Below are 23,040 nucleotides of genomic sequence, written 5' to 3'. Positions count from 1 at the left end.
CCCGGGGGCACGTAGACTTCGTGGCATGGCGAGGAAGGAAACCGCGGCGGACGCCGCGAACGCAGGGCGACTGAAGCAGATCGCCCTCACGTACAAGATGACCCGCAAGGCCGACAAGAAGATCGGTCTTGTACTCGCGGCCGTCGGCATCGGCACCCTCGGTGTCTTCCTCGCGATCGGCTTCCTGATCGGCCACCCGATCTACCTGGGCATCTTCGGTCTGCTGATCGCCCTGCTGGCGACGGCGATCGTGTTCGGCCGCCGGGCCGAGCGGGCCGCCTTCGGTCAGATGGAGGGCCAGCCGGGCGCCGCCGCGGCCGTGCTGGACAACATCGGCCGGGGCTGGACGACGACGCCGGCGGTGGCGATGAACCGCAGCCAGGACGTGGTGCACCGGGCCGTCGGCAAGGCCGGCATCGTGCTGGTCGCCGAGGGCAACCCGAACCGGGTGAAGAGCCTGCTGGCCGCCGAGAAGAAGAAGATGAACCGCATCGTCGCGGACGTGCCGGTGCACGACCTGATCGTCGGCACCGGCGAGGGCCAGGTCGAGCTGAAGAAGCTCCGCACGACCATGCTGAAGCTGCCGCGCGTGCTGACCGGCCCCCAGGTGACGACCACCAACGACCGGCTGCGGGCCCTGGGCGACCTGATGAGCAACATGCCGCTGCCGAAGGGTCCCATGCCGAAGGGCATGAAGCTGCCGAAGGGCGGACCGCGAGGTCGCTGACCGCCGTCGATCCCGGCCGCGGCCCCGCACCCGTACGGGTGCGGGGCCGCGGTGCTGTGCGGCGAAGGACCCCTCCCCCCTGACACGCCACCGAACCCTGACACGCCACCGAACGGAGCATCCGGCCGGTAATCGGGTCATGCGCTCCTAGCCTTCGGAATGTGACAAAACGACACATTGCGTACCTGGCATGCACCACGACCCTCGTCGGCGCGTTCGTCGGCGCCACCCCGGCGTCCGCCGCCCACCGGATCCTCGTGGTGCATCCGGGTCAGTCGATCCAGAAGGCGGTCAACGCCGCCAAGGCCGGCGACACCGTGTTCGTGCTCGCCGGCACCTACCGCGAGAGCGTCACGGTGAAGACGGCGGGCCTGACCCTGCGCGGCGCGGGCCCCGGCACCGTGATCCAGCCCCCCGCGAAGAAGACCAAGCCCGCGCCGCACGGCAAGAAGGCCGCCGTCACCTGTCTCTCGGACGGCAACGGCATCTGTGTGATCGGCGGCAAGGACAAGCCCCTGCGGGACGTCACCGTCGCCGATCTGAAAGTGACCGGCTTCGCCAAGAACGGCCTGTTCGCCATGGGGACCGACCGGCTGACCGTGAAGCGGGTGATCGCCGAGCACAACGGCCAGTGGGGCATCGCCCAGCAGCACTTCACCCGTGGAGTGCTCCGGAACAACACCGCCCGCGGCAACGGGGACGCGGGCGTGTTCCTCGCGAACAACGTGAAGGCCGAGCAGGGCGCCACGGACAGCAAGGGCGCGGTGGTCGACCACAACCGGCTGGAGGACAACCGGATCGGCATCACCGTCCGCCGGCTGCGCAACCTCGCCGTCACGCGCAACTACGTCCTCGGCAACTGCGCGGGCGTGTTCGTCGTCGGCGACGAGAACAAGCCGCGGACGGGCGATCTGACCGTCAGCGACAACCTGGTCGAGCGGAACAACAAGTACTGCCCGAAGACCGCCCGGCTGCCCTACCTGAAGGGCTCCGGCATCGTGCTGACCGGCACCGAGAAGACCCTGGTGACGCGGAACCGGGTCACCGGCCACTCGGGCAAGTCCCCGCTGTCGGGCGGGATCGTCCTGTTCAAGAGCTTCGTGGGCGCCACGAGCGAGAAGAACCGGATCACCGGCAACCGGCTGGCGGACAACTCCCCGGCGGACCTCGTCAACCAGGAAGCCACCAAGCGGGGCAACGCCTTCGACGGCAACTCCTGCCGGGCCTCCAAGCCCGCGGGCCTGTGCTGACCGGACGGCCGTACCCCACCCTCGCAAGGAAGGAAGGCGGCACATGACCGCACCATCCCGCGGGCTCTCGGCTCCCCCGGAGCCGGGGGCACCCCCCTCCCCTCCGCCGTCGATGCGGCTGCGCGAGCTGGCCTTCGGAGCGGCCTGCGCCGCCGCGGTCCGCGCCGCCGCCCGGCTGGGCGTCGCCGACGCGCTCGGGGACGCCCCCGTGACCGTGGAGACCCTGGCGACCGCGGTGCGCACCGAGCCGGGGCCGCTGCGCCGGCTGCTGCGCGCCCTGTCCTGCTACGGCGTCTTCGCCGAGCGGCCCGACGGAACGTTCGCCCACACCGAGATGTCCCGGCTGCTGCGCGAGGACGACCCGAACAGCCTGCGGGCCATCGCCATGTGGTGCACCGAGCCGTGGACCTGGGACGCCTGGCCGCTGCTGGACCAGGCGGTGCGCACCGGCCGGAACGTCGTGGAGGACCTGTACGGCAAGGAGTTCTTCACCTACCTCAACGAGGACGCCCCCGAGTCGGCGGACGTCTTCAACCGCGCGATGACCCGCTCCAGCGAGCAGTCGGCGCGGGAGGTGGCGGCCCTGCTGGACCTGTCCGGCAGCCGCTCGGTCGCGGACATCGGCGGCGGCCAGGGGCATGTGGTGGCGTGCCTCCTGGACAAGTACCCGGCGATGCAGGGCAGCCTGCTCGACCTGCCCCGGGTGGTCGAGAACGCCCTGCCGCGGCTGCGCCCGGGCGGCGACCTCGCCGACCGGGTGCGGATCGTGCCGGGCGACGTCCGGGACGCGGTCCCGGTCGAGGCGGACGTCTACATCATCAAGAACATCCTGGAGTGGGACGACGACAGCACGGCCCGGCTGCTGTGCAACGTCGTCGAGGCGGGCGGCCCCGGCACCCGGGTCATCGTCATCGAGAACCTGGTGGACGACACCCCCTCGATGCGGTTCAGCACCGCCATGGACCTGCTGCTGCTCCTGAACGTCGGCGGGGCCAAGCACACCACCGACAGCATGGTCGGCCGGCTGGAGGCGGCGGGCCTGGCCGTCGGCGAGATCCGCCCGGTCAACCCCTTCCTGCACGCGTTCGACTGCATCGTCCCCGCGTGAGCGCCTGTCTCCGTGCGCACACCGGTGCCGGGTCCGCGTCGCACGCGGGCCCGGCACCGGTGGTCCGGCCGGAGGATCAGACGCCTCGGTCGCGCTCCCACACGTAGAAGCGCTGTGCCATGGCGTCCTTCGGGGACCGCCAGGTCTCGGGATCGTACGCGCTGACGTACGCCGACAGCCGCTCGCTGACCTCCCTGAACTCGGGGTGCGAGGTGACCTTGGCGATGGCCGGTCCGGGCTCGCGGTCGGACTCGATGAGGTGCATGTACACATCGCCGAACTGGAAGAGGCTGCGCCGGACGACGCCGACGAGGTGCGGCAGCTCTCCCCGGTCGGACTCCTCGAACACCTTGGCGATGTCGGGGGCGGAGCCCGGGGCCATGCGGGCGACGATCAGGGCCTGGTGCACGGTCGTCTCCTGTCGTCCGGCTCAGTCGGCCAGGGCCGGGGCGGGCCGCTGACCGGACGCCGCCTTCTCGATCTTCTCCCGGATCAGCTCCAGCTGGATCTTGGAGTTCCTGTTGATGTTGTCGGTCATCCAGTCGTCGTCGACGGGCGCGTCCGGCTTCATCTCGAAGTCCTGGGTCCAGACCATCCGGGTGCCGGCGGGGACCTCCTCGTACCGCCAGTGGATGTTCATGTAGGCGAAGGGCCCGGTCTCCACCCGGCGCGCCTTGACGGTGCGGGTGGCGCGGTCCGGTTCGCGCTCGGAGACCCAGCTCCAGACGGTGCCGTTCTCGTCCGGGTGCATGGTGAGCCGGAAGGTGGTCTTCTCGCCCTCCCGCTTGAGGATCTCCACCGACGCGTACTCGCTGAACAGCTGCGGCCAGCGTTCCAGGTCGTTGGTCATGTCCCAGACCAGGTCCAGCGGTGCGGCGATGGTGATCTCGTTCTGGGTGTGTCCTGCCATGTTCAGGCTCCTGCCATCAGGGTGCTGTTGACGAGGTTGAGGAACTGCTGGGGTGTCTTGCAGCGCTCGGCGTCGACCGGCATCGGGGTGCCGTGCGTGTTCTCCAGCTCGCCGACGATGCCGAGCAGGCCGAGCGAGTCGACGCCCAGGACGTCGAAACCGGTGTCCGGCTTCTCCTTGAGCTGCTCGGGGCTGACGGTGACGCCGGCGGCCTTCTTCATCAGCGCGGCGAGTTCTTCCACGGTGATCTCGGGCATTGCTTCTCCTCCTTCTCTGTCTTCTCTGTACTCACTGCGCGGTGCCGCGTCGCAGCACCAGCGCCGAGTTCGACCCCATGAGTCCGCGGCTGAGGACCAGCGCCGTCCGCAGTTCGGCGGCGCGGGCGCGGCCGGTCACGAGGTCGAGGTCGTGGCAGACGTCGAAGACGTTCGGCGTCGGCGGGATCAGTCCGTGCTCCATCGCGAGCACGGCCGCCGCAGTGTCCAGTACGGGGGCCGCGCAGTACCCGCGGCCGATCCCGGTCTTCGGCGCGGTGACCGGCACCCGGGTGCCGTGCTCGCCGAGGGCGTCGGCGAGGGCCAGCGCCTCGGCCCGGTCCGCCTCCGGCACCCCGAGGGCGTCGGCGAAGACGACGTCGATCTCCTCGGGGGCGCAGTCGGCCTCCCGCAGCGCCTTCCGGACGGCCTGGGCGAGTCCCTCCCGGGACCGGTCCCAGCGGGAGGCACCGGTGAAGGTGGCCCCGTGGCCCGCGATGTGGGCCCGGATCCGGGCGCCGCGGGCCCGGGCGGTGCCCGCCGCCTCCACCACGAGCATCGCGCCGCCCTCGGCCGGCACGAACCCGCAGGCCCCGTCCGTGAAGGGCCGGTACGCCCGGGACGGGTCCGTCTCGCGGCTCAGTTCCCCGTAGCCGAGCTGGCAGACCATCGAGTACGGCGCGAGGGGCGCCTCGGTGGAGCCGGCCACGATCACGTCGGTGCCGCGCCGTACCGCCCGGGCCGCGTGGGCGAGGGCGTCCAGGCCGCCGGCCTCGTCGGAGGCGACGACCGAGCAGGGTCCCTTGAAGCCGCGGCGGATGGACACCTGGCCGGTGCTCGCGGCGTAGAACCAGGCGATGGACTGGTACGGCCCGACGAACCGGCTGCCCTTGCCCCACAGCTGCTGCAGTTCGCGCTGGCCGAACTCGCCGCCGCCGGAGCCGGCCGCGGTGACCACGCCGATGGAGTACGGCGCGTCGGGCACGCTGGCCGGTCCGAGCCGGGCGTCGTCCAGCGCGAAGTCGGCCGCGGCCATGGCGTAGTGCGTGAACCGGTCGGTCTGGACGAGGAAGCGCTCCTCGATCGTCGCGGCCGGGTCGAAGGCGCGGACCTCACCGGCCACCTTGAGGGGAAGGTGCTCACAGCCCTCGCGGGTGACCCGGTCGAGGACGCTGAGGCCCTCCTGGGTGGCCTTCCAGAAGGTGCCGGTGGTGGTGCCGTTGGGCGCGACCACACCGATACCGGTGATGGCCGCCTGCCGGTCCTGCGGTTCGCTCATCGTGTGTCCTCACTCCCTCGGCCGGGTCAGGATCACCGCGGACTGGAAACCGCCGAAGCCGCTGCCCACGGACAGCACGCTGGTCAGCTTCCGTTCGCGGGCGACGCGCGGGACGTAGTCCAGGTCGCACTCGGGGTCGGGGATCTCGTAGTTCGCGGTCGGCGGGACGACCTGCTTGGCGAGGGCCAGCACGCAGGCGACCAGCTCGATGGCGCCGATCGCCCCGAGGGAGTGCCCCACCATGGACTTGATGGAGCTCATCGGGGTGTCGTAGGCGTGGTGGCCGAGCGCCCGCTTCACGGCCGCCGTCTCGTGGCGGTCGTTCTGCCGGGTGCCGGAGCCGTGCGCGTTGACGTAGTCGATCGCCGTGGGGTCGAGCCGTGCCTGGTCGAGTGCGGTGTCTATGGCCCGCGCCATCTCCAGGCCCTCTTTGGTCAGGCCGGTCATGTGGTAGGCGTTGCCGAAGGTGGCGTAGCCGCCGAACTCGCAGTACACGTGGGCACCGCGGGCCCGGGCGTGTTCCAGTTCCTCCAGGACGAGCACCGCGCCGCCCTCGCCCATGACGAAGCCGTCACGGTTGTTGTCGAAGGGCCGGGAGGCGTGCGCGGGGTCGTCGTTGTTCGGGGACGTGGCCTTGATCGCGTCGAAGCAGGCCATGGTGATCGGGGAGATCGGGGAGTCCGACGCCCCCGCGATGCATATGTCGGCCCGGCCTTCCTGGACGGTGTGGAAGGCGTAGCCGACGGCGTCCAGGCCGGAGGTGCAGCCGGTGGAGACGGTCTGCACCGGACCCTGGGCGCCGAAACGTTCCGCCACCGCGGAGGCCACGGTGCTCGGCGAGAACGCCCGGTGCAGCTGCGGCTCCGCCTCGGTGTGGTCGACGTCCCAGCGCTGCCCGCGATGGCTGACCAGGACGTAGTCGTGCTCCAGCCGGGTGGTGCCGCCCACGGCGGTGCCGAGCGAGACACCGACCCGCCAGGGGTCCTCCCGGCCGAGGTCGAGGCCCGAGTCCCGGACCGCCTCCGCGCCGGCGACCAGGGCGAACTGTATGTACCGGTCCGCCCGCTCGACCTGCTCGGCGTCCAGGCCGTGGGCGGTGGGGTCGAAATCGCACTCGGCGGCGATCCGGGACCTCAGACCGGTCGGGTCGAAGAACGTGATGCCCCGCGTCGCGGTGCGGCCTTCGGCGAGCAGCTCCCAGAACGCCGGTACGCCGATCCCGCCGGGGGCCACGACGCCTATGCCGGTGACCGCCACGCGCCGGCTCATGAGCGGACCTGTTCCCGGCCGGCCGGCTCGGCGGCGACGGTGACGGCCTGCTGCGTCTCCTCCGTGTCGACGTGGCCGAGGGCCGGCCGCGGGGCCAGCGGGCCCAGGTGGAAGACGATCCGCGCCTCCACGTTGCCGACGTTGCGGAAGCGGTGCCGCATGTTGATGGGGATCATCAGCCCCTGCTCGGGCCGCAGCGGGTGCGGCTCGCCGTCCAGGTCCACCTCCAGCTGGCCGCAGACGACGTACACGAACTCCTCGGAGTACGGGTGGTAGTGCTCGCCGATGCGGTCACCGGGGTTGATGATGGCCACCCCCATGAAACCGCTGGTGGAGCCCACCGTGGCCGGGGTGAGCATGGCGCGCAGATCACCGCCGCGCCGGGTGTTGGGCTCGATCTCGCTGAGGTCCACGATCTTCGGAAGGGGTTTGATCACGACGTTCCTCCGTTGGTGTGCTGGGCCTGCCGGGTCAGGCGTCCGGCGAGCGGCGGTCGGTGACGAGGTCCATGCCGACGGGCTCGCCGTCCAGCAGGCCGCTCAGCGCGGCCTGCCGCTCGGGCTCCGGCAGGGCGGCCCGGGCGGCGGGGCCGGGGCGTACGTCGATCAGCCGTACGACGACGTCGTCGCGCTGGAAGATCGTGCTGCGCAGGACCGGGCTGTCCGGGTCCTCCGCCGCCGCCTCGTCCTGCTGGGCGATCAGCTCCGCCAGCCGCATGCCGTCACCCGGGCGGGCCGGGTAGTACAGCGCCCTGCGCTCGCCCTCGGCCAGTTCGTCCGCGGTGACGTGGTGCACGGCGGGCAGCGCCGCCCGGGTGAAGAACACCCGCGCGGACTCCTGGTCGTTCAGGTCCCGCTCCTGCTCCAGATAAGGGTTGATGGCCTCCTCGACGGCCCGCACCTCGGGCTGCCGGGCGACGTGCCGCAGCGCCGCGAGCAGGTCGCCGCGCACCTCGATGGCCCGCACGACCCGGTTGCCGTGCATGAACAGCGAGGTACGGCACAGCCGGGTGGTCTCGTCCACCCGCGCCTGGGGCGAGGCGTAGTTCGCGAGGATCCGCTTGACCTCCGCCTCACTGCCCGGCTTGACCGTGAAGGTCAGCGCGTGCCGGATCACCCCGTCGCCGATCCGCGGCGACGTCTGGAGCCGGCGCCGCGACGCGGAGGCGGCGGCTCCCTCGCCGCCCGTCTCCCGGACGACGTGGAAGCGCAGCGACCGGGTGTCCCGGACGCAGCTGTGCAGCGGTTCCACCATCCGTACGTGTTCCTCGCTGTTCACCCAGGTGAGGAACGGCGGGGCGCTCTCCCATTCGCTGGTGATGAGCCATTGGGAGGGATTCTCGATCGACTGGCACAGCTGGTCGCTGACATGGCCGGGCACCTGCGCCACCTGGTTGCACAGTTGCTCGTAGGCCTCCAGGAACTGCTGCTGGGCGCCGTCGTGGACGTCCACGAGCAGGACGACCCGGAGCCGGGAGCCGTCGAACACGGACTGGGAGACCCGTTTCGACACCTGGCGTGCCGACGGGGCCGAAAGCTTCTCCGACGTGGTGGTGGTCATGCTGCGCATCTCCTTCACGGGGGCAGGAACGAACGCCGGCCGCCGATGACGCGACGTCAGCGCTTCTTGATCCTGTGCCGCTTCCCGCGGTGTGCGCGACTCGCGTGAACCACGTGGGTGATTGAGCACGCGAAAGCCCTCCCAGAGGGCACAGAAAACAGCAGCGCGCTCACATCCCGACCCTGCCTCTGGAGCCTTGATGCAGCACAAAGCCGATCACCGGGTGCCCGTCCTCGTCGTGGGCGGCTCCCTGGTGGGCCTGTCCCTCTCCCTGTTCCTGGGCCGTCTCGGCGTACCGCACCTGCTCGTCGAGCGGCATTCCGGGACCTCGATCCACCCGCGTGGCCGCGGCAACAACCTGCGGACGATGGAGCTGTACCGGGTGGCCGGCATCGAGCCGGACATCAGGGCGGCGGCCTCGCTCCTCGCGGACAACCACGGCATCCTGCAGACCCCGACCCTGGTCGGCGACGCCGGGGAATGGCTGTTCAAGCACATCGACCCGGGCGGCGGACTCGCGCGGTTCAGCCCCACGACCTGGTGCCTGTGCAGCCAGAACGACCTCGAACCGGTGCTGCTGAAGGGGGCCCGCGCACTCGGCGGGGACCTGCGCTACTTCCACGAGATGGAAGGCTTCGAACAGGACCCCGAAGGGGTGACGGCGTTCGTCCGGGACCGGGACAGCGACACGCTGTACACCGTCCGGGCGGACTACCTGGTCGCCTGCGACGGGCCGCGCAGCCCCGTGCGGCGCCGGCTGGACATCGGGCAGAGCGGGCCCGGCGACCTCTTCGCCAACGTGAGCGTCACCTTCCGGTCCAAGCTGCTCGCCGACACGGTCGGCGACCGCCGCTTCATCTGCTGCTACCTCACCAGCCCCGAGGCCGACGGCGCCCTGCTGCCCGTCGACAACAAGGAGCACTGGGTCTTCCACGCCCCCTGGCACCCGGAGCAGGGCGAGACGCTGGAGGAGTTCACCGAGGAGCGGCTCCAGCGGCACATCCGGCTGGCCGTCGGCGTCCCCGACCTCGATGTGGAGATCACCGGCAAGGCGTCCTGGCGCGCCGCGGAACGCGTCGCCGAGCGGTACACGGCCGGCAGGGTCCTGCTCGCCGGCGACTCCGCCCACGAGATGTCCCCGACCGGCGCCTTCGGCTCGAACACCGGCATCCAGGACGCCCACAACCTGGCCTGGAAGCTGGCCGCCGTCCTTGAGGGCTGGGCCGGGCCCGGTCTGCTGGACACCTACGACACCGAGCGCCGGCCGGTCGCCCTGGCCACCAGCGCCCGGGCCTCGGCCCGCTCGGTGGAGCACAGCCACCCCGGCTTCGCGCCCATGCCCGGCGTCGGCGGCGGGCCGCGCAGCGGCATCCTCCCGGTGGTCCTCGCCTACCGCTATCCGGAGGGCGCCGTCGTGGACGCCGACCCCGCCCACCCGGTCGTACCCGACGAGGTGCGGCTGACCGCGGACCCGGGCAGCCGGGCCCCGCACCTGTGGCTGCGCCGCGCGGGCGCCCGGCTCTCCACGGTCGACCTGTACGAGCGGTCCCTGGTGCTGCTCTGCGACGCCGGCTCGGCGGCGGGCCGGGCCTGGCACGCCGCCGCCCGGAGCATCGCGGGCACGGACGGCGTACGACTGGAGGCGTACCGGATCGGCGCGGGGGCGGACGCCGATCTGACCTACGACGGCGAGGGCCCCGGAGGCGGCACCGACTGGGCCGCGGTGCACGGCACGACGGCCGACGGGGCGGTGCTGGTGCGGCCGGACGGGTTCGTGGCGTGGCGCGCGGACGGGGCCGTGGGAGATCCGGAGGGTGAGCTGCGCCGGGTGCTGGGGGCGGTGCTGCGGAGGGGATGACCGCTGGAGCGCCCGGAAGGGCGCGGGGCTGTGCCGGCATGCGGCTCCGCCGCGCGGGCGCGACCGGCGCGACCGGCGCGACCGGCCGCGGTGGAGCCACAGCCGGCAGACGGCCCGGAGCCGCTATGGCGGGAGCCGGACCCGCTATGGCGGGAGGCCGGAGCCGCTATGCGGGGACCGGAGCCACTATGCGGGGGGGCCGGACCCGCCATGGCGGGAGGCCTGAGCCGCTATGGCGGGGTCCGGCCGCGTGCGGTCAGATCCGGACTTCGACGGTCTTCGCGAGCCGGTCGTGCAGACCGCGCCCGTCCCGGTCCCAGATCAGCGCGGGGATCGCCAGGCACAGCAGGACCGTGCGCAGCAGGGCGCGCCCCGGGCTGACCGTGCCGGTCTCCAGGGCCACGACCCGGAGGCCGAAGAGACGCTTGCCGGGGGTGGAGCCGACCGTGCCGACGGTCAGGACGCTCAGCACGAAGAAGATGCCCAGCGCCCAGTTGCTGGTAGCCGGGCCGTAGCCGTGCGTGATCAGGCCGTATGCGATCAGGACGCACAGTGCCCAGTCCACGGCGAGTGCGCCGAGCCGCCTGCCGGGCCGTGCGATCGAGTTCGGACCCTCCTTGGGGAGGCCGAGCTGCTCGCCCGGGAACCCGAAGTCGGCACCCGCCTCTTCCATGGCCGCGCGCGGCCCGGAGAGCCACGATCCGATTGCCTGCCTGTTGTCCACCCGTCCACGGTACTGCGCCCGGTTTCGGGCACTACGCACAGGGGTGGGTCGGGGCTACCGTGGACACGTGGCCGGTTAACTTCTGCGAAACAAACGGGTCACGCCCGAGAAATCACCCGTCCCTAGGGTCGAGACCAGCGTGTGCCACCGCACTGGCCGCACGAACGATCTACCACCCCGGCGAGGACGGTCGGGAGTAGGAGGAGCTGGATGTTCCAGAACGCCGACGAGGCCAAGAAGTTCATCGCGGACGAGGACGTCAAGTTCATCGACGTCCGCTTCTGCGACCTGCCGGGCGTCATGCAGCACTTCACGGTGCCCGTTGAGGCGTTCGACCCGGACGAGGAGCTGGCCTTCGACGGATCGTCGATCCGTGGTTTCCAGGCCATCCACGAGTCCGACATGGCTCTGCGTGCCGACCTGTCCACCGCGCGTGTGGACCCGTTCCGCCGCGACAAGACCCTCAACATCAACTTCTTCATCCACGACCCGATCACGGGCGAGCAGTACTCCCGTGACCCGCGCAACGTGGCGAAGAAGGCCGAGGCCTACCTCGCCTCCACCGGGATCGCGGACACCGCGTACTTCGGACCCGAGGCCGAGTTCTACGTCTTCGACAGCGTGCGCTTCGCCACCTCGGCGAACGAGTCCTTCTACCACATCGACTCCGAGGCGGGCGCCTGGAACACCGGCGCCGTGGAGAACAACCGCGGGTACAAGGTCCGCTACAAGGGCGGCTACTTCCCGGTGGCCCCGGTCGACCACTTCGCCGACCTGCGCGCCGAGATCTCCCTGGAGCTGGAGCGGTCCGGCCTGAAGGTCGAGCGCCAGCACCACGAGGTGGGCACGGCCGGCCAGGCGGAGATCAACTACAAGTTCAACACCCTGCTCGCCGCCGCCGACGACCTTCAGCTCTTCAAGTACATCGTGAAGAACGTCGCCTGGCGCAACGGCAAGACCGCGACCTTCATGCCGAAGCCGATCTTCGGTGACAACGGCTCGGGCATGCACGTGCACCAGTCGCTGTGGAGCAACGGCGACCCGCTGTTCTACGACGAGGCCGGTTACGCGGGCCTGTCGGACACCGCCCGCTACTACATCGGCGGCATCCTCAAGCACGCTCCGTCGCTGCTGGCCTTCACCAACCCGACGGTGAACTCGTACCACCGTCTGGTGCCGGGCTTCGAGGCGCCGATCAACCTGGTGTACTCGCAGCGCAACCGCTCCGCCGCGATGCGTATCCCGATCACGGGCTCCAACCCGAAGGCCAAGCGCGTCGAGTTCCGCGCGCCCGACTCCTCCGGCAACCCGTACCTCGCCTTCTCGGCCCTCCTCCTCGCGGGCCTGGACGGCATCAAGAACAAGATCGAGCCGGCCGAGCCGATCGACAAGGACCTGTACGAGCTGGCTCCCGAGGAGCACGCGAACGTCGCCCAGGTCCCGACCTCCCTCAACGCCGTCCTCGACGCCCTCGAGGCGGACCACGAGTTCCTCCTCCAGGGCGACGTGTTCACGTCCGACCTGATCGAGACGTGGATCGACTTCAAGCGCACCAACGAGATCGCCCCGCTCCAGCTGCGCCCGCACCCGCACGAGTTCGAGCTGTACTTCGACGTGTGACAGCGCCCCGGGTCGGAGCGGGTAACCGCTCCCCCGGGCCGTCTGTGGGCCGTCGGCCGTGTGCTTCCTCCGTGGAAGGGCACGGCCGACGGCCTGTTTCGGCCCCGTGCCGCGGACGATCGTCAGGGACTGAATCGGCGCCTTGGCGATCACAGCGCCGTCGGCCCGTGCGGGTGTCCCGGCCGCAGACGGGGGCAAGACACGCCCCCGGTAGGCTCAGCCCAGGGGTGCCATGAGCGAGCAGCGTGGGTACGAAGACGGCTACAGAGAAGAAGTCCGCCGCGCCGAGCGGGTGACGCGATGGGGTTGGGCAGCGATAGCCGGTGCGACGGGGCTCCTCGTTGCGGCGGTCATAGCCCTGGCCGCTGTGGTGGTGATCGTTGCGGCCGCCCTCGGATACGCCACTGTTTCCGTGACCTAGGCCGGCCCGACACTCGGGCCTCCCGTTTCCGTCATTCCGGCCGTGCGGGGCGGGCGGCTCCCGGTCCTGTGCAACCTTTCCCGCTTCTCAAACTTCCTATTGTCGGGGGATCATGCCCCCGGACTCTGCCGGACGAGAGAGGTTGAACGGGGATGCCCGAACAGGACGACTGGGAGCGCGAGTTCGATCACACGTGGGCGAACTCGGCCGAGCACAAGGAGCCCTCCGCCCGGGCCCGGATGCTCGCCGCCCGCTGGAAGGAGAACCCGCCGGAGCCGGCTCCCTTCCGTGCCGACCCGGACCCGGTGCCGCGCCGGTCGTCCTGGGTGTCGACGGCCGTGGTGCTCGGCTGCGTGGCCGTGGTGATCGTGCTGCTGGGGTACGCGCAGATGCGCTCTCCGTACTGACCCTTTGCCCCGGTCAGGGCTGATGCGGACCGTTTCATGGGGATCGGCGGGTGCACACTGGACAGCGGGACGAGTGCCTGACTGGGGTGATGCACGATGCGGAGCCGCTTCCGGAGCGATCGACGGCTGACCCTGCGCATGACGGTCACGCTGTTCCTGCTCGGGCTGCTGTACGTGGGGTTCGTCGCCGCGCTGATCGTGTTGCTCAAGTCCTGGCTGCTGGTCGTGGTGCTGGTGGGCGCGGTCTTCGTGGCACAGTTCTGGTTCTCCGACCGGATCGCGCTGTTCGCCATGCGCGGCCGGGTGGTGGAGCGGGCGGAGTATCCCGAGCTGCACGCCGTGGTGGACCGGCTGTGCGCCATCGCGGACATGCCGAAGCCGGTGGTCGCCGTGTCCGGGATGGACATGCCGAACGCGTTCGCGACCGGGCGCGATCCCGATCACGCCGTGGTCTGTGTGACCACGGGGCTGCTCCGGCGGCTGGAGCCCGCCGAGCTGGAGGGTGTGCTCGCGCACGAGCTGTCGCACGTGGCGCACAAGGACGTCGCCGTGATCACGGTGGCGTCCTTCCTCGGTGTGGTCGCGGGCCTGGTCGTACGGTTCGCCTTCTACTCGCAGCTCTTCGGCGGGGGCCGCCGGGACCAGAACACCGCCGTCGTCCTCGCCACCGTGATCGGCGTCTCGGCGGCCGTGTACGCGATCAGCTTCCTGCTGATCCGGGCGCTGTCCCGGTACCGGGAGCTGGCGGCCGACCGCGCGGCGGCGCTGCTGACCGGCCGGCCCTCGGCGCTGGCGGCGGCCCTCACCAAGGTCTCCGGGGACATCGCCCGGATCCCGACCAAGGACCTGCGCACGGCCCAGGCGTTCAACGCGTTCTACTTCACCCCGGCGACCGGCAAGGAGCCCGGCGTCGAGCGGTTCTTCTCCACCCACCCGAGCCTGGAGCAGCGGCTGGAGCAGCTGGGCCGGATCTCGGCGGAGCTGGGCGAGGCCGCCGTGCCGGGGACCGGTGGCGCGGGGGCCGGCGGTGCGGGGAAGGCGGGCTGACCGGTGGGGCTGCTGGACATCCTGCTGGGCCGTACGAAGCCGGTCGCGCCCGATCTCGACCAGCTGTTCGCGCTGCCCTCGGCGGCCGTGACCCTCCGGGCGGCGGCCGGCTTCACGCCCACCGGGAGCGGAGCGGTGTGCTTCGCCACGGTCGAGGGCGCGGCCTTCGAGCAGACGCACCGCGAGGTGCAGGCGCTGCTGGACGCGGACACCGACCGCACCGGCCCGCCGGTGGAGCTGCGCCGGGACGGCTACGGCTACTCCTGGCTGGTGTCCCGGCGCTCCCCCGGCCAACTGCCCGAGCTGGTCAACGATCTGCACGCGGTCAACAGCTCGCTGGAGGCCGACGGCTTCGGCCCGCAACTGCTGTGCTCCCTGGCCGCCTTCACGGACGACCGCGACCGCAAGCTGGCGCTCGTCTACCTCTACAAGCGCGGCAGCTTCTATCCGTTCGCCCCGCTGCCCGGTGCCGCCGAGCGGCGGGACACCGCGCTGGAACTCCAGCTGAAGGCGGCGCTCGGGGACGACCTGCGGATCGAGCCGGACCTGGGCCGCTGGTTCCCGGTGTGGGGCGCCCCCGGCCTGTGACGGCCGGCGGCGCCTCGGCTCAGCCCGCCTTCTCCCGCTGCTGCCTGCGGGCCTCGAAGGGCCGCTCACGGCGGTACCGGCGCTCCCACCTGGCCTGCCGGTCCCGGCGCTCCCGGTAGGCCCGGTAGCTGTCGGGCAGGGCGCCGGAGGCGGCGGGCGGGGTCGTACCGGGCGAGCCGCGGCCGTGCGTGGCGTACAGATAGAGCAGGGCGACGGCGGCGAGCCACCAGAGATGGTTTCCGATTCCGAGGATCACCAGGACGAGGGTCCCGGTCGCGAGGATTCCACGCATGACGGACCTCCGTGGGGTGAGGTGGGGGTGGGGGAAGAGAGGAGCGTGTCTGTTTCGCGTCCCTTTGTTCAGCGTAGGGAGCCGGTGACGGCCGGTGCATCCCGTTTTCCGGCCCGCGGGGCGGCCGTGAGTGAATGGCCCGCATGGACGAACTCACCGCTTTCACCCACGCGTACGACGGTGAACGGCTCAGCGCGGTCGGCGCGGGCCCGGCCGGCCGGGCCACGGCGCTCCTGCTGCACGGCGCCGGCAACGGCAGCAAGGAACGGCTCCTGCCGTTCCTTGCCGACTTCGCCGCCCAGGGCTGCCGCGCCCTGGCGTTCGACTTCTCCGGGCACGGGGAGAGCACGGGCGCGCTCGCCGACCTGAGCCTGCGCCGGCGGTACGAGCAGGCGGTGGCGCTGCTCGACGCCCACGCCCCGGCGGACGACCCGCTGGTGCTGGTCGGTTTCAGCATGAGCGGCCAGACGGTCGCGGATCTGGTACGGCACTACGGGCGCCGGGTGGAGTCGGTGGGGCTGTGCGCGCCGGCCGTCTACACCCCCGAGGCCTGGGACGTCCCGTTCGGCACCGGCGACGGCCGCTTCTCCGCGCTGATCCGCACCCCGGACAGCTGGCGGCAGTCCCCCGCCCTGGAGGCGTTCCGCGCGTACGAGGGCCGGGCGGTGCTGGCGGTACCGGGCACCGACACGGTCGTCCCGCCGGAGGTGACGCACGCCGTAGAGGAGGCGCTGTCGGCCCGGGCCCGCTGCACCCGCCTCGAACTCCCCGACGCCGAGCACATGCTGGGCCTGTGGTTCCGCGACCACGCCGAGGACCGCCGGGAGTTCGTGCGCGCGCTGCTGGACGGGGGCCCGACGGCCGGACGGGCGGGGCAGGCGCGCGAGCGCGCGTCGACGGCGTGACGGGAGCGGCCACCGGGTGCCTCCGCGCCGGCCGGCGCGGGGGCACCCGGTGGCCCGGACGGTTCAGCGGGAGTAGCGCATGAGCGCCCGCACCATGTGGCACGTGGTGTCGGACGGGGCGTGCATCCCGATCCGCTCGGCCGTGCTGCGGATGGTCTCGTTCCGGGCCTGGTCCGGCAGGTAGACCCCGGAGTCGAGCAGGGCTATGGCGAGGCGCATGGCCTTCAGGCGCCGGTTGTGCGTGACGTACCACTCGCGCGGCCGTCCGGCCGGCAGCGGTCGCTTCGCCACGGGCTCGTAGGGCGAGTCGAACAGCACGGAACGCTGGGCGGTGGACTGGGTCGGCAACGGCTTCGGCTTCAGAGCGGCAGCGGGCACAGGCATCCTCCTGTCGCGGTCAGGCAGTCCCCGGGGTTCCGGTGACGTCCTCGAACACTGCTTCCAGTCTACCGGCGGGCACTGACAATCGGGGGTGCGCGGGAGCAGGCAAAGGTGCAGGTAGCGCCTGGAATTGAGGGGCTGTCACGGGCGGTGGCGGTGGGGCTGCCGAGGTGTCGCAAAATCGAACAGAGCCGCTGCCGAGTACCGTGTTGCCCATGGAGATCTGGATCAATCCGGCCTGTTCCAAGTGCCGGAGCGCGCTCAGCCTGCTCGACGCCGAGCAGGCCGACTACACCGTCCGCCGCTACCTGGAGGACGTGCCGGGCGAGGACGAGATCAGGGCCGTGCTGGAGCGGCTGAACCTGGAGCCGTGGGACATCACCCGCACCCAGGAGGCGGTCGCCAAGGAGCTGGGGCTCAAGGAGTGGCCGCGGGACGCGGGCGCGCGGGACCGGTGGATCACCGCGCTCGCCGAGCACCCCAAGCTCATCCAGCGCCCGATCATCACCGCGGACGACGGGACGGCGGTGGTGGCCCGCACCGAGGAGGCCGTACGGGAGGCCCTCGCGCGCGGCAAGAGCTGACATTGACTCAAGTCTCCTGTGACGCAGGTTACTTGGCCGACTCCCGCAACGGCTGAGCAACCCCGTTCGGTATCTCGTACATAGCGGCGTACGCTCCCCTACCTCTTCAGGAGGCGCGCATGTCGCGCAGGAGAACTCTCGGCACGAAGAAGAAGATCGCGCTGCTCGTCAGCGCCGCGGCGGTGGCGGGCGGTGGGGCCTTCGCCCTGGCGTCCACCTCGAACGCCTCGCAGAGCCCGCAGAAGGCCGAGACGCTGTCGGCCGGGAACTCGACCACCTGCCAGGGGCTGGCCACGGCCCTCGGCAACAACGAGAAGTTCATCGCGGACCAGAAGGCGAAGCCGGACGCGCAGTCGGCGGCCCGGATCGCCAACCGCGAGAAGGTGATCGAGCAGATCAAGGTCCAGCAGAAGGCGGCGGGCTGCACCGTTGGGGAGTCGGCTCAGGACTCCCAGGCGGGGCAGGGCGGCAACGCCGGGCAGGGTGCCGGCCAGGAGCAGGGTGCCGGCCAGGAGCAGGGTGCCGGCCAGCAGGGCAACGGCCAGCAGGCCGGGGGCGCTCAGCAGGGCGGCGGCGAGCAGGCCGGGGGTGCCCAGCAGGGCGGCGGTCAGCAGGCCGCCGGCGAGCAGGTCTGCAAGGGCTCCACCGTGACCCTCTCCGGCGAGGGCGGCGCCCCGGCCGCGTCCAGCAACCAGTTCCCGGCGGGCACGACCCTGAAGGTCACCAACCTGGACAACAACAAGTCGACGACGGTGAAGGTGACGTCCGTCTCCGGCAGCTGCGTCCTGCTCAACAACGCGGCCTTCGAACAGGTCCGCGAGCCGGGCAAGTTCCTCATCCGCCGTGCCGTGATCGAGAAGGTGGGGTGAGGCTAGGGAGCTGACAGGAAATCCGTGAGGTGGCGGGTCAGGGTCTCGGGTCCGGCCTGCGGCAGCGCGTGGTGGGACACGCCCGGCAGCACGGCGGTCTCCGCGTGCGGCAGCAGCGCACCGGCCCTGCCCCTCACCTCCTGAGGGTCATGGGTCCTGCTGTTCGCGGCCACGAGCAGCAGGACCGGCACCCGCAGGGCGCGCAGCGCCTTTGGTGCCGGGCGCGGACCGGTCACCGGCCGCGCGGACGGGAAGCCGGCGGCCGCCTCCTGGAGGCGCAGCCAGTCGGGATCCAGGCGTGCTCCCCCGGTCTCCCACTCCAGGAAGGCGCGGACCCGGCGGGGCGCGGGCCGCAGCAGCATCGGCAGGGCGCGGAGCAGGTACGCCGCCTTGAACCCGGCGAAGCACTGCGTCGGGTCCAGGAGGAACAGGCGGCGCACCCGGGCGGGCGCGCGCAGCGCGTGGTGCAGGGCGATCCACGCGCCGTAGGAGTGCCCGCCGACGTCGGCCGCGGCGACGCCGAGGCCGGCCAGGACGGCGTCCAGCCAGCCGGCCAGGTCGGCGACCGTACGGGGGTGGCGGTCGCCGGCCCGGCTCAGTCCCGGGGCGCCGGGCAGGTCCACGGCCAGGACCCGGCGGATCCGGGCGAGGGCGGCGGCCTGGGCGTACCAGGAGGCCGAGGTCGCCCCGCCGCCGCCCGGGAGCAGGAGCAGCGGGGGCGCGTCGCGCGGGCCGCAGGCGTTGACCCGGGTCTCGCCGAAGGGGGTGGGGACCGTGAGCGCCTCGCGGCCGGCCGGCCACTTCGCCAGGACCCTGTCGTACGCAACCCGGAACGCGTCGCTGTCGTGTCCGGTCATGGCACCGCCCCCTATTATCTCGCTGAGCAAGATATTCGCCGAGCGAGATGATAGCCGGGAGGGCCCTCGTGTCCACCTCCTCCGACCCCGCCCAGGGGCCCGAGCTGGAGATCGTCCACCTGTTGCGCGCGACCACCGTCGAGCTGGGGCTGCACAGCGCCCGGTTCGCGCAGCGCAACGGCATGCACCCGACGGACGTACGCGCCCTGATCGCGCTCATGGACGCCCGGCGCGCGCGGCAGGAGCTGAGCGCCGGACGGCTGGGGGCCGTACTGGGGCTGAATTCGGCGGGTGCCACCGCGCTCGTCGACCGGCTGGAGCGGGCCGGGCTGGTGCGCCGGGCGCGCGGGCGGCAGGACCGGCGGACGGTCGTCGTGGAGCTGGAGGAGCGCGCCATGGCCCTCGGCCGGTCCTTCTTCGGTCCGCTGATCGACCGGTCGGTGGAGCTGCTGCGGGGCTACGACGCACACCAGATGGCGGCGATCCGGGGCTTCCTCACCGGCGTGCGGGAGGCCGCCGCCGGGGACGGGGGAGCGGCTGGCCGCGGCGCGTGAGCGCGCCCTGCCCGGTGCGACGGCGCCTCACCGCGTGAGCCCGGCCACAGAACCACCAGGTAACACGGGGTTCACATGCGAGCAATGGCCGGGAAACGGCCTGTTGACAGGCTGCCCGGCAGATCGAGCGGCGCCCGGTGCCGCAGCGCCGCAGCACCCGCGAGTGCGCCCGACCCACCCCCGAAGGATGTGGCCCCGTGACCTTCAAGGCTGAGTACATCTGGATCGACGGCACCGCGCCGACGGCCAAGCTGCGTTCCAAGACGAAGATCATCACGGGTGCCCCGGCCGGTCTCGACGCGCTGCCCGTCTGGGGCTTCGACGGCTCCTCCACCAACCAGGCCGAGGGCCACTCCTCGGACTGCGTGCTCAAGCCGGTCTTCACCTGCCCGGACCCGATCCGCGGCGGCGACGACGTCCTGGTGCTGTGCGAGGTCCTCGACACCGACATGGCCCCGCACCCCTCCAACACGCGTGCCGCGCTGGCCGAGGTCGCCGAGCGGTTCGCCGCGCAGGAGCCGATCTTCGGCATCGAGCAGGAGTACACCTTCTTCGACGGCTCCCGCCCGCTGGGCTTCCCCGAGGGCGGCTTCCCGGCCCCGCAGGGCGGCTACTACTGCGGTGTCGGCGCCGACGAGATCTTCGGCCGGGAGATCGTCGAGGCCCACCTGGAGAACTGCCTGAAGGCCGGTCTCGGCGTCTCCGGCATCAACGCCGAGGTCATGCCCGGCCAGTGGGAGTTCCAGGTCGGCCCGCTCGCCCCGCTGGAGGTCTCCGACCAGCTGTGGGTGGCCCGCTGGCTGCTGTACCGCACCGCCGAGGACTTCGGCATCTCCGCGACCCTGGACCCGAAGCCGGTCAAGGGCGACTGGAACGGCGCGGGCGCGCACACCAACTTCTCCACCAAGGCGATGCGCGAGGGCTACGACGCCATCATCACCGCGTGCGAGTCGCTCGGCGAGGGCTCCAAGCCGCTGGACCACGTGAAGAACTACGGCGCCGGCATCGACGAGCGCCTGACGGGTCTGCACGAGACCGCTCCCTGGGACAAGTTCTCCTACGGCGTCTCCGACCGCGGCGCCTCGGTCCGCATCCCGTGGCAGGTCGAGAAGGACGGCAAGGGCTACATCGAGGACCGCCGCCCGAACGCCAACGTCGACCCGTACGTGGTGACCCGCCTGCTGGTGGACACCTGCTGCACCGCTCTGGAGAAGGCCGGCCAGGTCTGATCCGCCCGGTTCCACCGAGGGGCGCCCGCCGTGCCGGCGGGCGCCCCTCGCGCATGCCGTGTGCGGGACGCGGGCCGGGGCGGCTGCCAGTGCCGCTGTCCGAGGAGTGAGACGGCGATCCGGCCGTCGGCCGGGCCGTGACACCCCGCTGAGCAGCGCCGAAAGCCGGGATTCCGGGAATACGCAGCGTCAAGTTCACGCCAAGGAAGCGTCCAAGCAGTGAGAGGAGGGTCCTGCCCGGCGCACGCCTCTGCTTCAATGGGCCCATGGCCAGCTTCCAGCAGATCACCGCGACGGGTCGCTACGACGACCTTGAGCCGTTCTGGCCTTCCCGTCAGCACCACGACTTCGACCGTGTGTGTTGCCGCGCGAGGAACGCGCGGGCCCTCTAAAGCCGTAACCCCCGGCCTTCGGCCAGCGCGACACGACGTACGTCCTCCGGCGCGCCCGACCACGAGTCGCGGCCGTCGCTTCTCCCGACGAACCTCTCGCGCGAAAGAGCTGACCTCTCATGGCGACCTCCCGTCCCGTCTCCACCGCCACCCTCGCCACCCCCGCCCCGAACGGCGCCCGGCACCGGCTGCGCGCCGTCGACCGGGACGAGGTGGTCGACGTCGCGGACTTCCTGCCGCCGGGCGCCACATGGCTGCCCGCGCCGCAGCACACCCTGCCCACCCTGCCGGGCCGGCCGCCGATGGTCGGCTACCTGGTGCTGGTCCCCGCCGACCAGCGGCCCCCGTTCCTGCCGGTCGCGGTCCCGGACCAGCCGGAGACCGCGGCGGAGTCCGCCGGCGACGCGCTGGTGCGGATCGACACCGTGCGGCGCACCGCCAGCGTCGACGGCCGCGAACTCGACCTGACCTACCTGGAGTTCGAGCTGCTCGCGCACCTGGTGGCGCACCCGCACCGGGTGCACACCCGCGACCAGCTGGTCACCACGGTGTGGGGGTACGGCCATGTCGGCGACGGCCGCACCGTCGACGTGCACATCGCCCGGCTGCGCCGCAAGCTGGGCGACCGGCACCGCCAGGCGATCCAGACGGTGCGCCGGGTGGGCTACAAGTACACCCCGCCGGCCGGCCGCTGACCGTTCTGCCCTCGGCAGAGGACGCCGCCGTTCCGGCCCCGGACCGGGCAGGATCACCGGCATGAGACTTCTGGTGCTGGGCGGTACGGAGTTCGTGGGGCGGGCCGTGGTGGAGGCCGCGCTCGGACGCGGCTGGGAGGTGACCGTCTTCCACCGGGGACGGCACCCGGCCCCGGACGGGGTGCGGTCGCTGCACGGCGACCGCACCGCGCCCGACGGTCTCGCCGCGCTCGCGGCGGACCGCGGCGCCGGCTGGGACGCGGTGGTCGACACCTGGTCGGCCGCCCCGCGTGCCGTGCAGGAGGCGGCCCGGCTGCTGCGCGGCCGGGCCGGGCGGTACGCGTACGTCTCCAGCCGCTCGGTGTACGTCTGGCCCTGGCCGCGCGGGGGAACGGAGGACGCCCCGTTGGTCGAGGGCGCCGCGGACGCCGGGGCGACGAACTACGCGGCGGACAAGCGCGGCGGCGAACTGGCCGCCGTCGACGCCTTCGGCGCGGCGGACTCGCTGCTGGTCCGGGCCGGGCTGATCCTCGGCCCGTACGAGAACGTGGGCCGGCTGCCCTGGTGGCTGACCCGGATCGCCCGCGGCGGCCCGGTCCTGGCCCCCGGCCCCCGGGACCTGCCGTTGCAGTACGTCGACGTGCGGGACCTCGCCGCGTGGCTGCTCGGCGCGCTGGAACGCGGCCTGTCCGGGCCGTACGACCTGGTGAGCCCGCCCGGCCACACCACCATGGGCGAGCTGCTCCAGGCCTGCCTGCGGGTCACCGGCGCGGACGCGGAGCTGCGCTGGACCGACCCCGAGCCGATCCTTCAGGCCGGGATCGAACCGTGGACCCAGCTGCCGGTGTGGGTGCCGCCGGGCAGCGAGATGTACGACGCCGTGCACGGCGCGGACGTGTCGCGGGCGGTCGCCACGGGGCTGGTGTGCCGGCCGGTGGACGAGACCGTCGCCGACACCTGGCGGTGGCTGACGGCGCTCGACGGCAGCGCGCCCCGGCGGCCGGACCGGACCGCCGAGGGCCTGGACCCCGAGGTGGAGGCGGCGGTGCTGGCGCGGACCGGGGGTGCGCCCGGCACCACCCCCTGACGGGGGGCCTCGCCCCGGTGACCGGGCCGAGGGGTCGGCGGGACCGGCTGCCGGACGACGACGACCGGCGGGTGCCGGCCGTGCTCGCGTCTCCGGGCCGGGACCGCCGGCCTGCCAACTCCCTTGTTCCGGCTGGAATTTGTGAGGCCGGTGAACACCTCTGGGGCGGCGTC

General features: G+C 72.1%; 26 protein-coding genes. 15 read left to right on the top strand and 11 right to left on the bottom strand.

All coding sequences use genetic code 11. The annotated features are described in order from the left end of the window. Nucleotides 1-25 precede the first annotated feature (25 nt). From CCN44_RS08080 to CCN44_RS08070, 3 genes are all read left to right on the top strand, one after another. On the top strand, nucleotides 26-727 hold the full coding sequence (locus CCN44_RS08080; RefSeq protein WP_059248936.1) for a DUF4191 domain-containing protein: 702 nt from the start codon (nucleotides 26-28) through the stop codon (nucleotides 725-727). 161 nt (nucleotides 728-888) lie between these two features. Next, nucleotides 889-1,977 carry a right-handed parallel beta-helix repeat-containing protein gene (locus CCN44_RS08075; RefSeq protein WP_086697226.1) on the top strand — a complete coding sequence of 363 codons (1,089 nt, stop codon included), beginning with the start codon at nucleotides 889-891 and terminating at the stop codon, nucleotides 1,975-1,977. A gap of 43 nt (nucleotides 1,978-2,020) precedes the next feature. Continuing rightward, nucleotides 2,021-3,085 (top strand): methyltransferase, encoded by a 1,065-nt coding sequence (locus CCN44_RS08070; RefSeq protein WP_223283921.1) that lies wholly within the window; start codon nucleotides 2,021-2,023, stop codon nucleotides 3,083-3,085. A 76-nt stretch (nucleotides 3,086-3,161) separates the two neighbouring features. Here the strand turns inward: CCN44_RS08070 and CCN44_RS08065 are convergent, their stop codons facing one another. Genes CCN44_RS08065 through CCN44_RS08035 form a run of 7 tightly spaced genes read right to left on the bottom strand, consistent with a single transcriptional unit; the run spans nucleotide 3,162 to nucleotide 8,366 of the window. Then, nucleotides 3,162-3,494, bottom strand: coding sequence for a TcmI family type II polyketide cyclase (locus tag CCN44_RS08065; protein ID WP_086697225.1), 333 nt, complete (start codon nucleotides 3,492-3,494; stop codon nucleotides 3,162-3,164). Nucleotides 3,495-3,515: 21 nt separating this feature from the next. Then, nucleotides 3,516-3,995: an SRPBCC family protein gene (locus CCN44_RS08060; RefSeq protein WP_059248940.1), complete on the bottom strand. Its 480-nt coding sequence runs from the start codon at nucleotides 3,993-3,995 to the stop codon at nucleotides 3,516-3,518. 2 nt (nucleotides 3,996-3,997) lie between these two features. Further along, entirely contained in the window at nucleotides 3,998-4,252 is a 255-nt protein-coding gene (locus CCN44_RS08055; protein WP_059248941.1) for an acyl carrier protein, read from the bottom strand. A gap of 31 nt (nucleotides 4,253-4,283) precedes the next feature. Then, nucleotides 4,284-5,528 (bottom strand): beta-ketoacyl synthase N-terminal-like domain-containing protein, encoded by a 1,245-nt coding sequence (locus CCN44_RS08050; RefSeq protein WP_059248942.1) that lies wholly within the window; start codon nucleotides 5,526-5,528, stop codon nucleotides 4,284-4,286. Between the two features lie 9 nt (nucleotides 5,529-5,537). After that, nucleotides 5,538-6,797: a beta-ketoacyl-[acyl-carrier-protein] synthase family protein gene (locus tag CCN44_RS08045; RefSeq protein ID WP_059248943.1), complete on the bottom strand. Its 1,260-nt coding sequence runs from the start codon at nucleotides 6,795-6,797 to the stop codon at nucleotides 5,538-5,540. Continuing rightward, nucleotides 6,794-7,234, bottom strand: coding sequence for a cupin domain-containing protein (locus tag CCN44_RS08040; RefSeq protein ID WP_059248944.1), 441 nt, complete (start codon nucleotides 7,232-7,234; stop codon nucleotides 6,794-6,796). The genes CCN44_RS08045 and CCN44_RS08040 overlap by 4 nt, the downstream gene beginning before the upstream one ends. Nucleotides 7,235-7,268: 34 nt before the next feature. Beyond that, on the bottom strand, nucleotides 7,269-8,366 hold the full coding sequence (locus CCN44_RS08035) for a SchA/CurD-like domain-containing protein (RefSeq protein WP_189397240.1): 1,098 nt from the start codon (nucleotides 8,364-8,366) through the stop codon (nucleotides 7,269-7,271). Nucleotides 8,367-8,556: 190 nt separating this feature from the next. Here CCN44_RS08035 and CCN44_RS08030 point away from each other — a divergent pair, with 190 nt between their 5' ends. Then, nucleotides 8,557-10,215 (top strand): FAD-dependent oxidoreductase, encoded by a 1,659-nt coding sequence (locus CCN44_RS08030; RefSeq protein ID WP_059248946.1) that lies wholly within the window; start codon nucleotides 8,557-8,559, stop codon nucleotides 10,213-10,215. Between the two features lie 256 nt (nucleotides 10,216-10,471). Here the strand turns inward: CCN44_RS08030 and CCN44_RS08025 are convergent, their stop codons facing one another. Continuing rightward, on the bottom strand, nucleotides 10,472-10,939 hold the full coding sequence (locus tag CCN44_RS08025; RefSeq protein ID WP_059248947.1) for an RDD family protein: 468 nt from the start codon (nucleotides 10,937-10,939) through the stop codon (nucleotides 10,472-10,474). A gap of 210 nt (nucleotides 10,940-11,149) precedes the next feature. Between CCN44_RS08025 and glnA the strand changes: the two genes are divergently transcribed. From glnA to pspAB, 4 genes are all read left to right on the top strand, one after another. Further along, nucleotides 11,150-12,559, top strand: coding sequence for a type I glutamate--ammonia ligase (glnA, locus tag CCN44_RS08020; RefSeq protein ID WP_059248948.1), 1,410 nt, complete (start codon nucleotides 11,150-11,152; stop codon nucleotides 12,557-12,559). A 573-nt stretch (nucleotides 12,560-13,132) separates the two neighbouring features. Beyond that, nucleotides 13,133-13,387: an SCO2583/SCO2584 N-terminal domain-containing protein gene (locus CCN44_RS08010; RefSeq protein WP_059248949.1), complete on the top strand. Its 255-nt coding sequence runs from the start codon at nucleotides 13,133-13,135 to the stop codon at nucleotides 13,385-13,387. 96 nt (nucleotides 13,388-13,483) lie between these two features. Further along, nucleotides 13,484-14,434 (top strand): zinc metalloprotease HtpX, encoded by a 951-nt coding sequence (htpX, locus tag CCN44_RS08005; protein WP_086697223.1) that lies wholly within the window; start codon nucleotides 13,484-13,486, stop codon nucleotides 14,432-14,434. A gap of 3 nt (nucleotides 14,435-14,437) precedes the next feature. Further along, a complete protein-coding gene (gene pspAB, locus CCN44_RS08000) occupies nucleotides 14,438-15,022 on the top strand; it encodes a PspA-associated protein PspAB (RefSeq protein WP_059248951.1) in 585 nt (194 codons plus the stop codon). 19 nt (nucleotides 15,023-15,041) lie between these two features. Here the strand turns inward: pspAB and CCN44_RS07995 are convergent, their stop codons facing one another. Further along, nucleotides 15,042-15,314 carry a hypothetical protein gene (locus tag CCN44_RS07995; protein WP_059248952.1) on the bottom strand — a complete coding sequence of 91 codons (273 nt, stop codon included), beginning with the start codon at nucleotides 15,312-15,314 and terminating at the stop codon, nucleotides 15,042-15,044. A 143-nt stretch (nucleotides 15,315-15,457) separates the two neighbouring features. Between CCN44_RS07995 and CCN44_RS07990 the strand changes: the two genes are divergently transcribed. Then, nucleotides 15,458-16,219 (top strand): alpha/beta hydrolase, encoded by a 762-nt coding sequence (locus CCN44_RS07990; RefSeq protein WP_237481158.1) that lies wholly within the window; start codon nucleotides 15,458-15,460, stop codon nucleotides 16,217-16,219. 63 nt (nucleotides 16,220-16,282) lie between these two features. Here CCN44_RS07990 and CCN44_RS07985 read toward each other — a convergent pair whose 3' ends face one another. Next, on the bottom strand, nucleotides 16,283-16,597 hold the full coding sequence (locus CCN44_RS07985; RefSeq protein ID WP_059248954.1) for a hypothetical protein: 315 nt from the start codon (nucleotides 16,595-16,597) through the stop codon (nucleotides 16,283-16,285). A 218-nt stretch (nucleotides 16,598-16,815) separates the two neighbouring features. Between CCN44_RS07985 and CCN44_RS07980 the strand changes: the two genes are divergently transcribed. Both CCN44_RS07980 and CCN44_RS07975 read left to right on the top strand, forming a co-directional pair. Continuing rightward, nucleotides 16,816-17,184 (top strand): ArsC/Spx/MgsR family protein, encoded by a 369-nt coding sequence (locus CCN44_RS07980; protein WP_059248955.1) that lies wholly within the window; start codon nucleotides 16,816-16,818, stop codon nucleotides 17,182-17,184. Between the two features lie 119 nt (nucleotides 17,185-17,303). Then, nucleotides 17,304-18,053 carry an RlpA-like double-psi beta-barrel domain-containing protein gene (locus CCN44_RS07975; RefSeq protein ID WP_086697220.1) on the top strand — a complete coding sequence of 250 codons (750 nt, stop codon included), beginning with the start codon at nucleotides 17,304-17,306 and terminating at the stop codon, nucleotides 18,051-18,053. Nucleotides 18,054-18,055: 2 nt separating this feature from the next. Here the strand turns inward: CCN44_RS07975 and CCN44_RS07970 are convergent, their stop codons facing one another. Continuing rightward, the gene (locus CCN44_RS07970; RefSeq protein WP_059248957.1) at nucleotides 18,056-18,910 is read right to left on the bottom strand and encodes an alpha/beta fold hydrolase; all 855 of its coding nucleotides are present in this window, start codon (nucleotides 18,908-18,910) and stop codon (nucleotides 18,056-18,058) included. Between the two features lie 47 nt (nucleotides 18,911-18,957). On the opposite strand from CCN44_RS07970, the gene CCN44_RS07965 reads away from it, so the two are divergent. From CCN44_RS07965 to CCN44_RS07945, 4 genes are all read left to right on the top strand, one after another. Beyond that, a complete protein-coding gene (locus tag CCN44_RS07965) occupies nucleotides 18,958-19,464 on the top strand; it encodes a MarR family winged helix-turn-helix transcriptional regulator (protein ID WP_086697219.1) in 507 nt (168 codons plus the stop codon). Nucleotides 19,465-19,661: 197 nt separating this feature from the next. Beyond that, on the top strand, nucleotides 19,662-20,693 hold the full coding sequence (glnII, locus tag CCN44_RS07960; RefSeq protein ID WP_059248959.1) for a glutamine synthetase: 1,032 nt from the start codon (nucleotides 19,662-19,664) through the stop codon (nucleotides 20,691-20,693). A 511-nt stretch (nucleotides 20,694-21,204) separates the two neighbouring features. After that, on the top strand, nucleotides 21,205-21,780 hold the full coding sequence (locus CCN44_RS07950; protein WP_059248960.1) for a winged helix-turn-helix domain-containing protein: 576 nt from the start codon (nucleotides 21,205-21,207) through the stop codon (nucleotides 21,778-21,780). A gap of 61 nt (nucleotides 21,781-21,841) precedes the next feature. Beyond that, the gene (locus tag CCN44_RS07945; protein ID WP_208639732.1) at nucleotides 21,842-22,867 is read left to right on the top strand and encodes an NAD-dependent epimerase/dehydratase family protein; all 1,026 of its coding nucleotides are present in this window, start codon (nucleotides 21,842-21,844) and stop codon (nucleotides 22,865-22,867) included. The last annotated feature ends 173 nt before the right edge of the window (nucleotides 22,868-23,040 follow it).

The organism is Streptomyces tricolor (assembly GCF_002155905.1).
GTDB classification, from domain to species: Bacteria; Actinomycetota; Actinomycetes; order Streptomycetales; family Streptomycetaceae; genus Streptomyces; species Streptomyces tricolor.
This window is presented reverse-complemented; position numbering and strand designations above follow the sequence as displayed.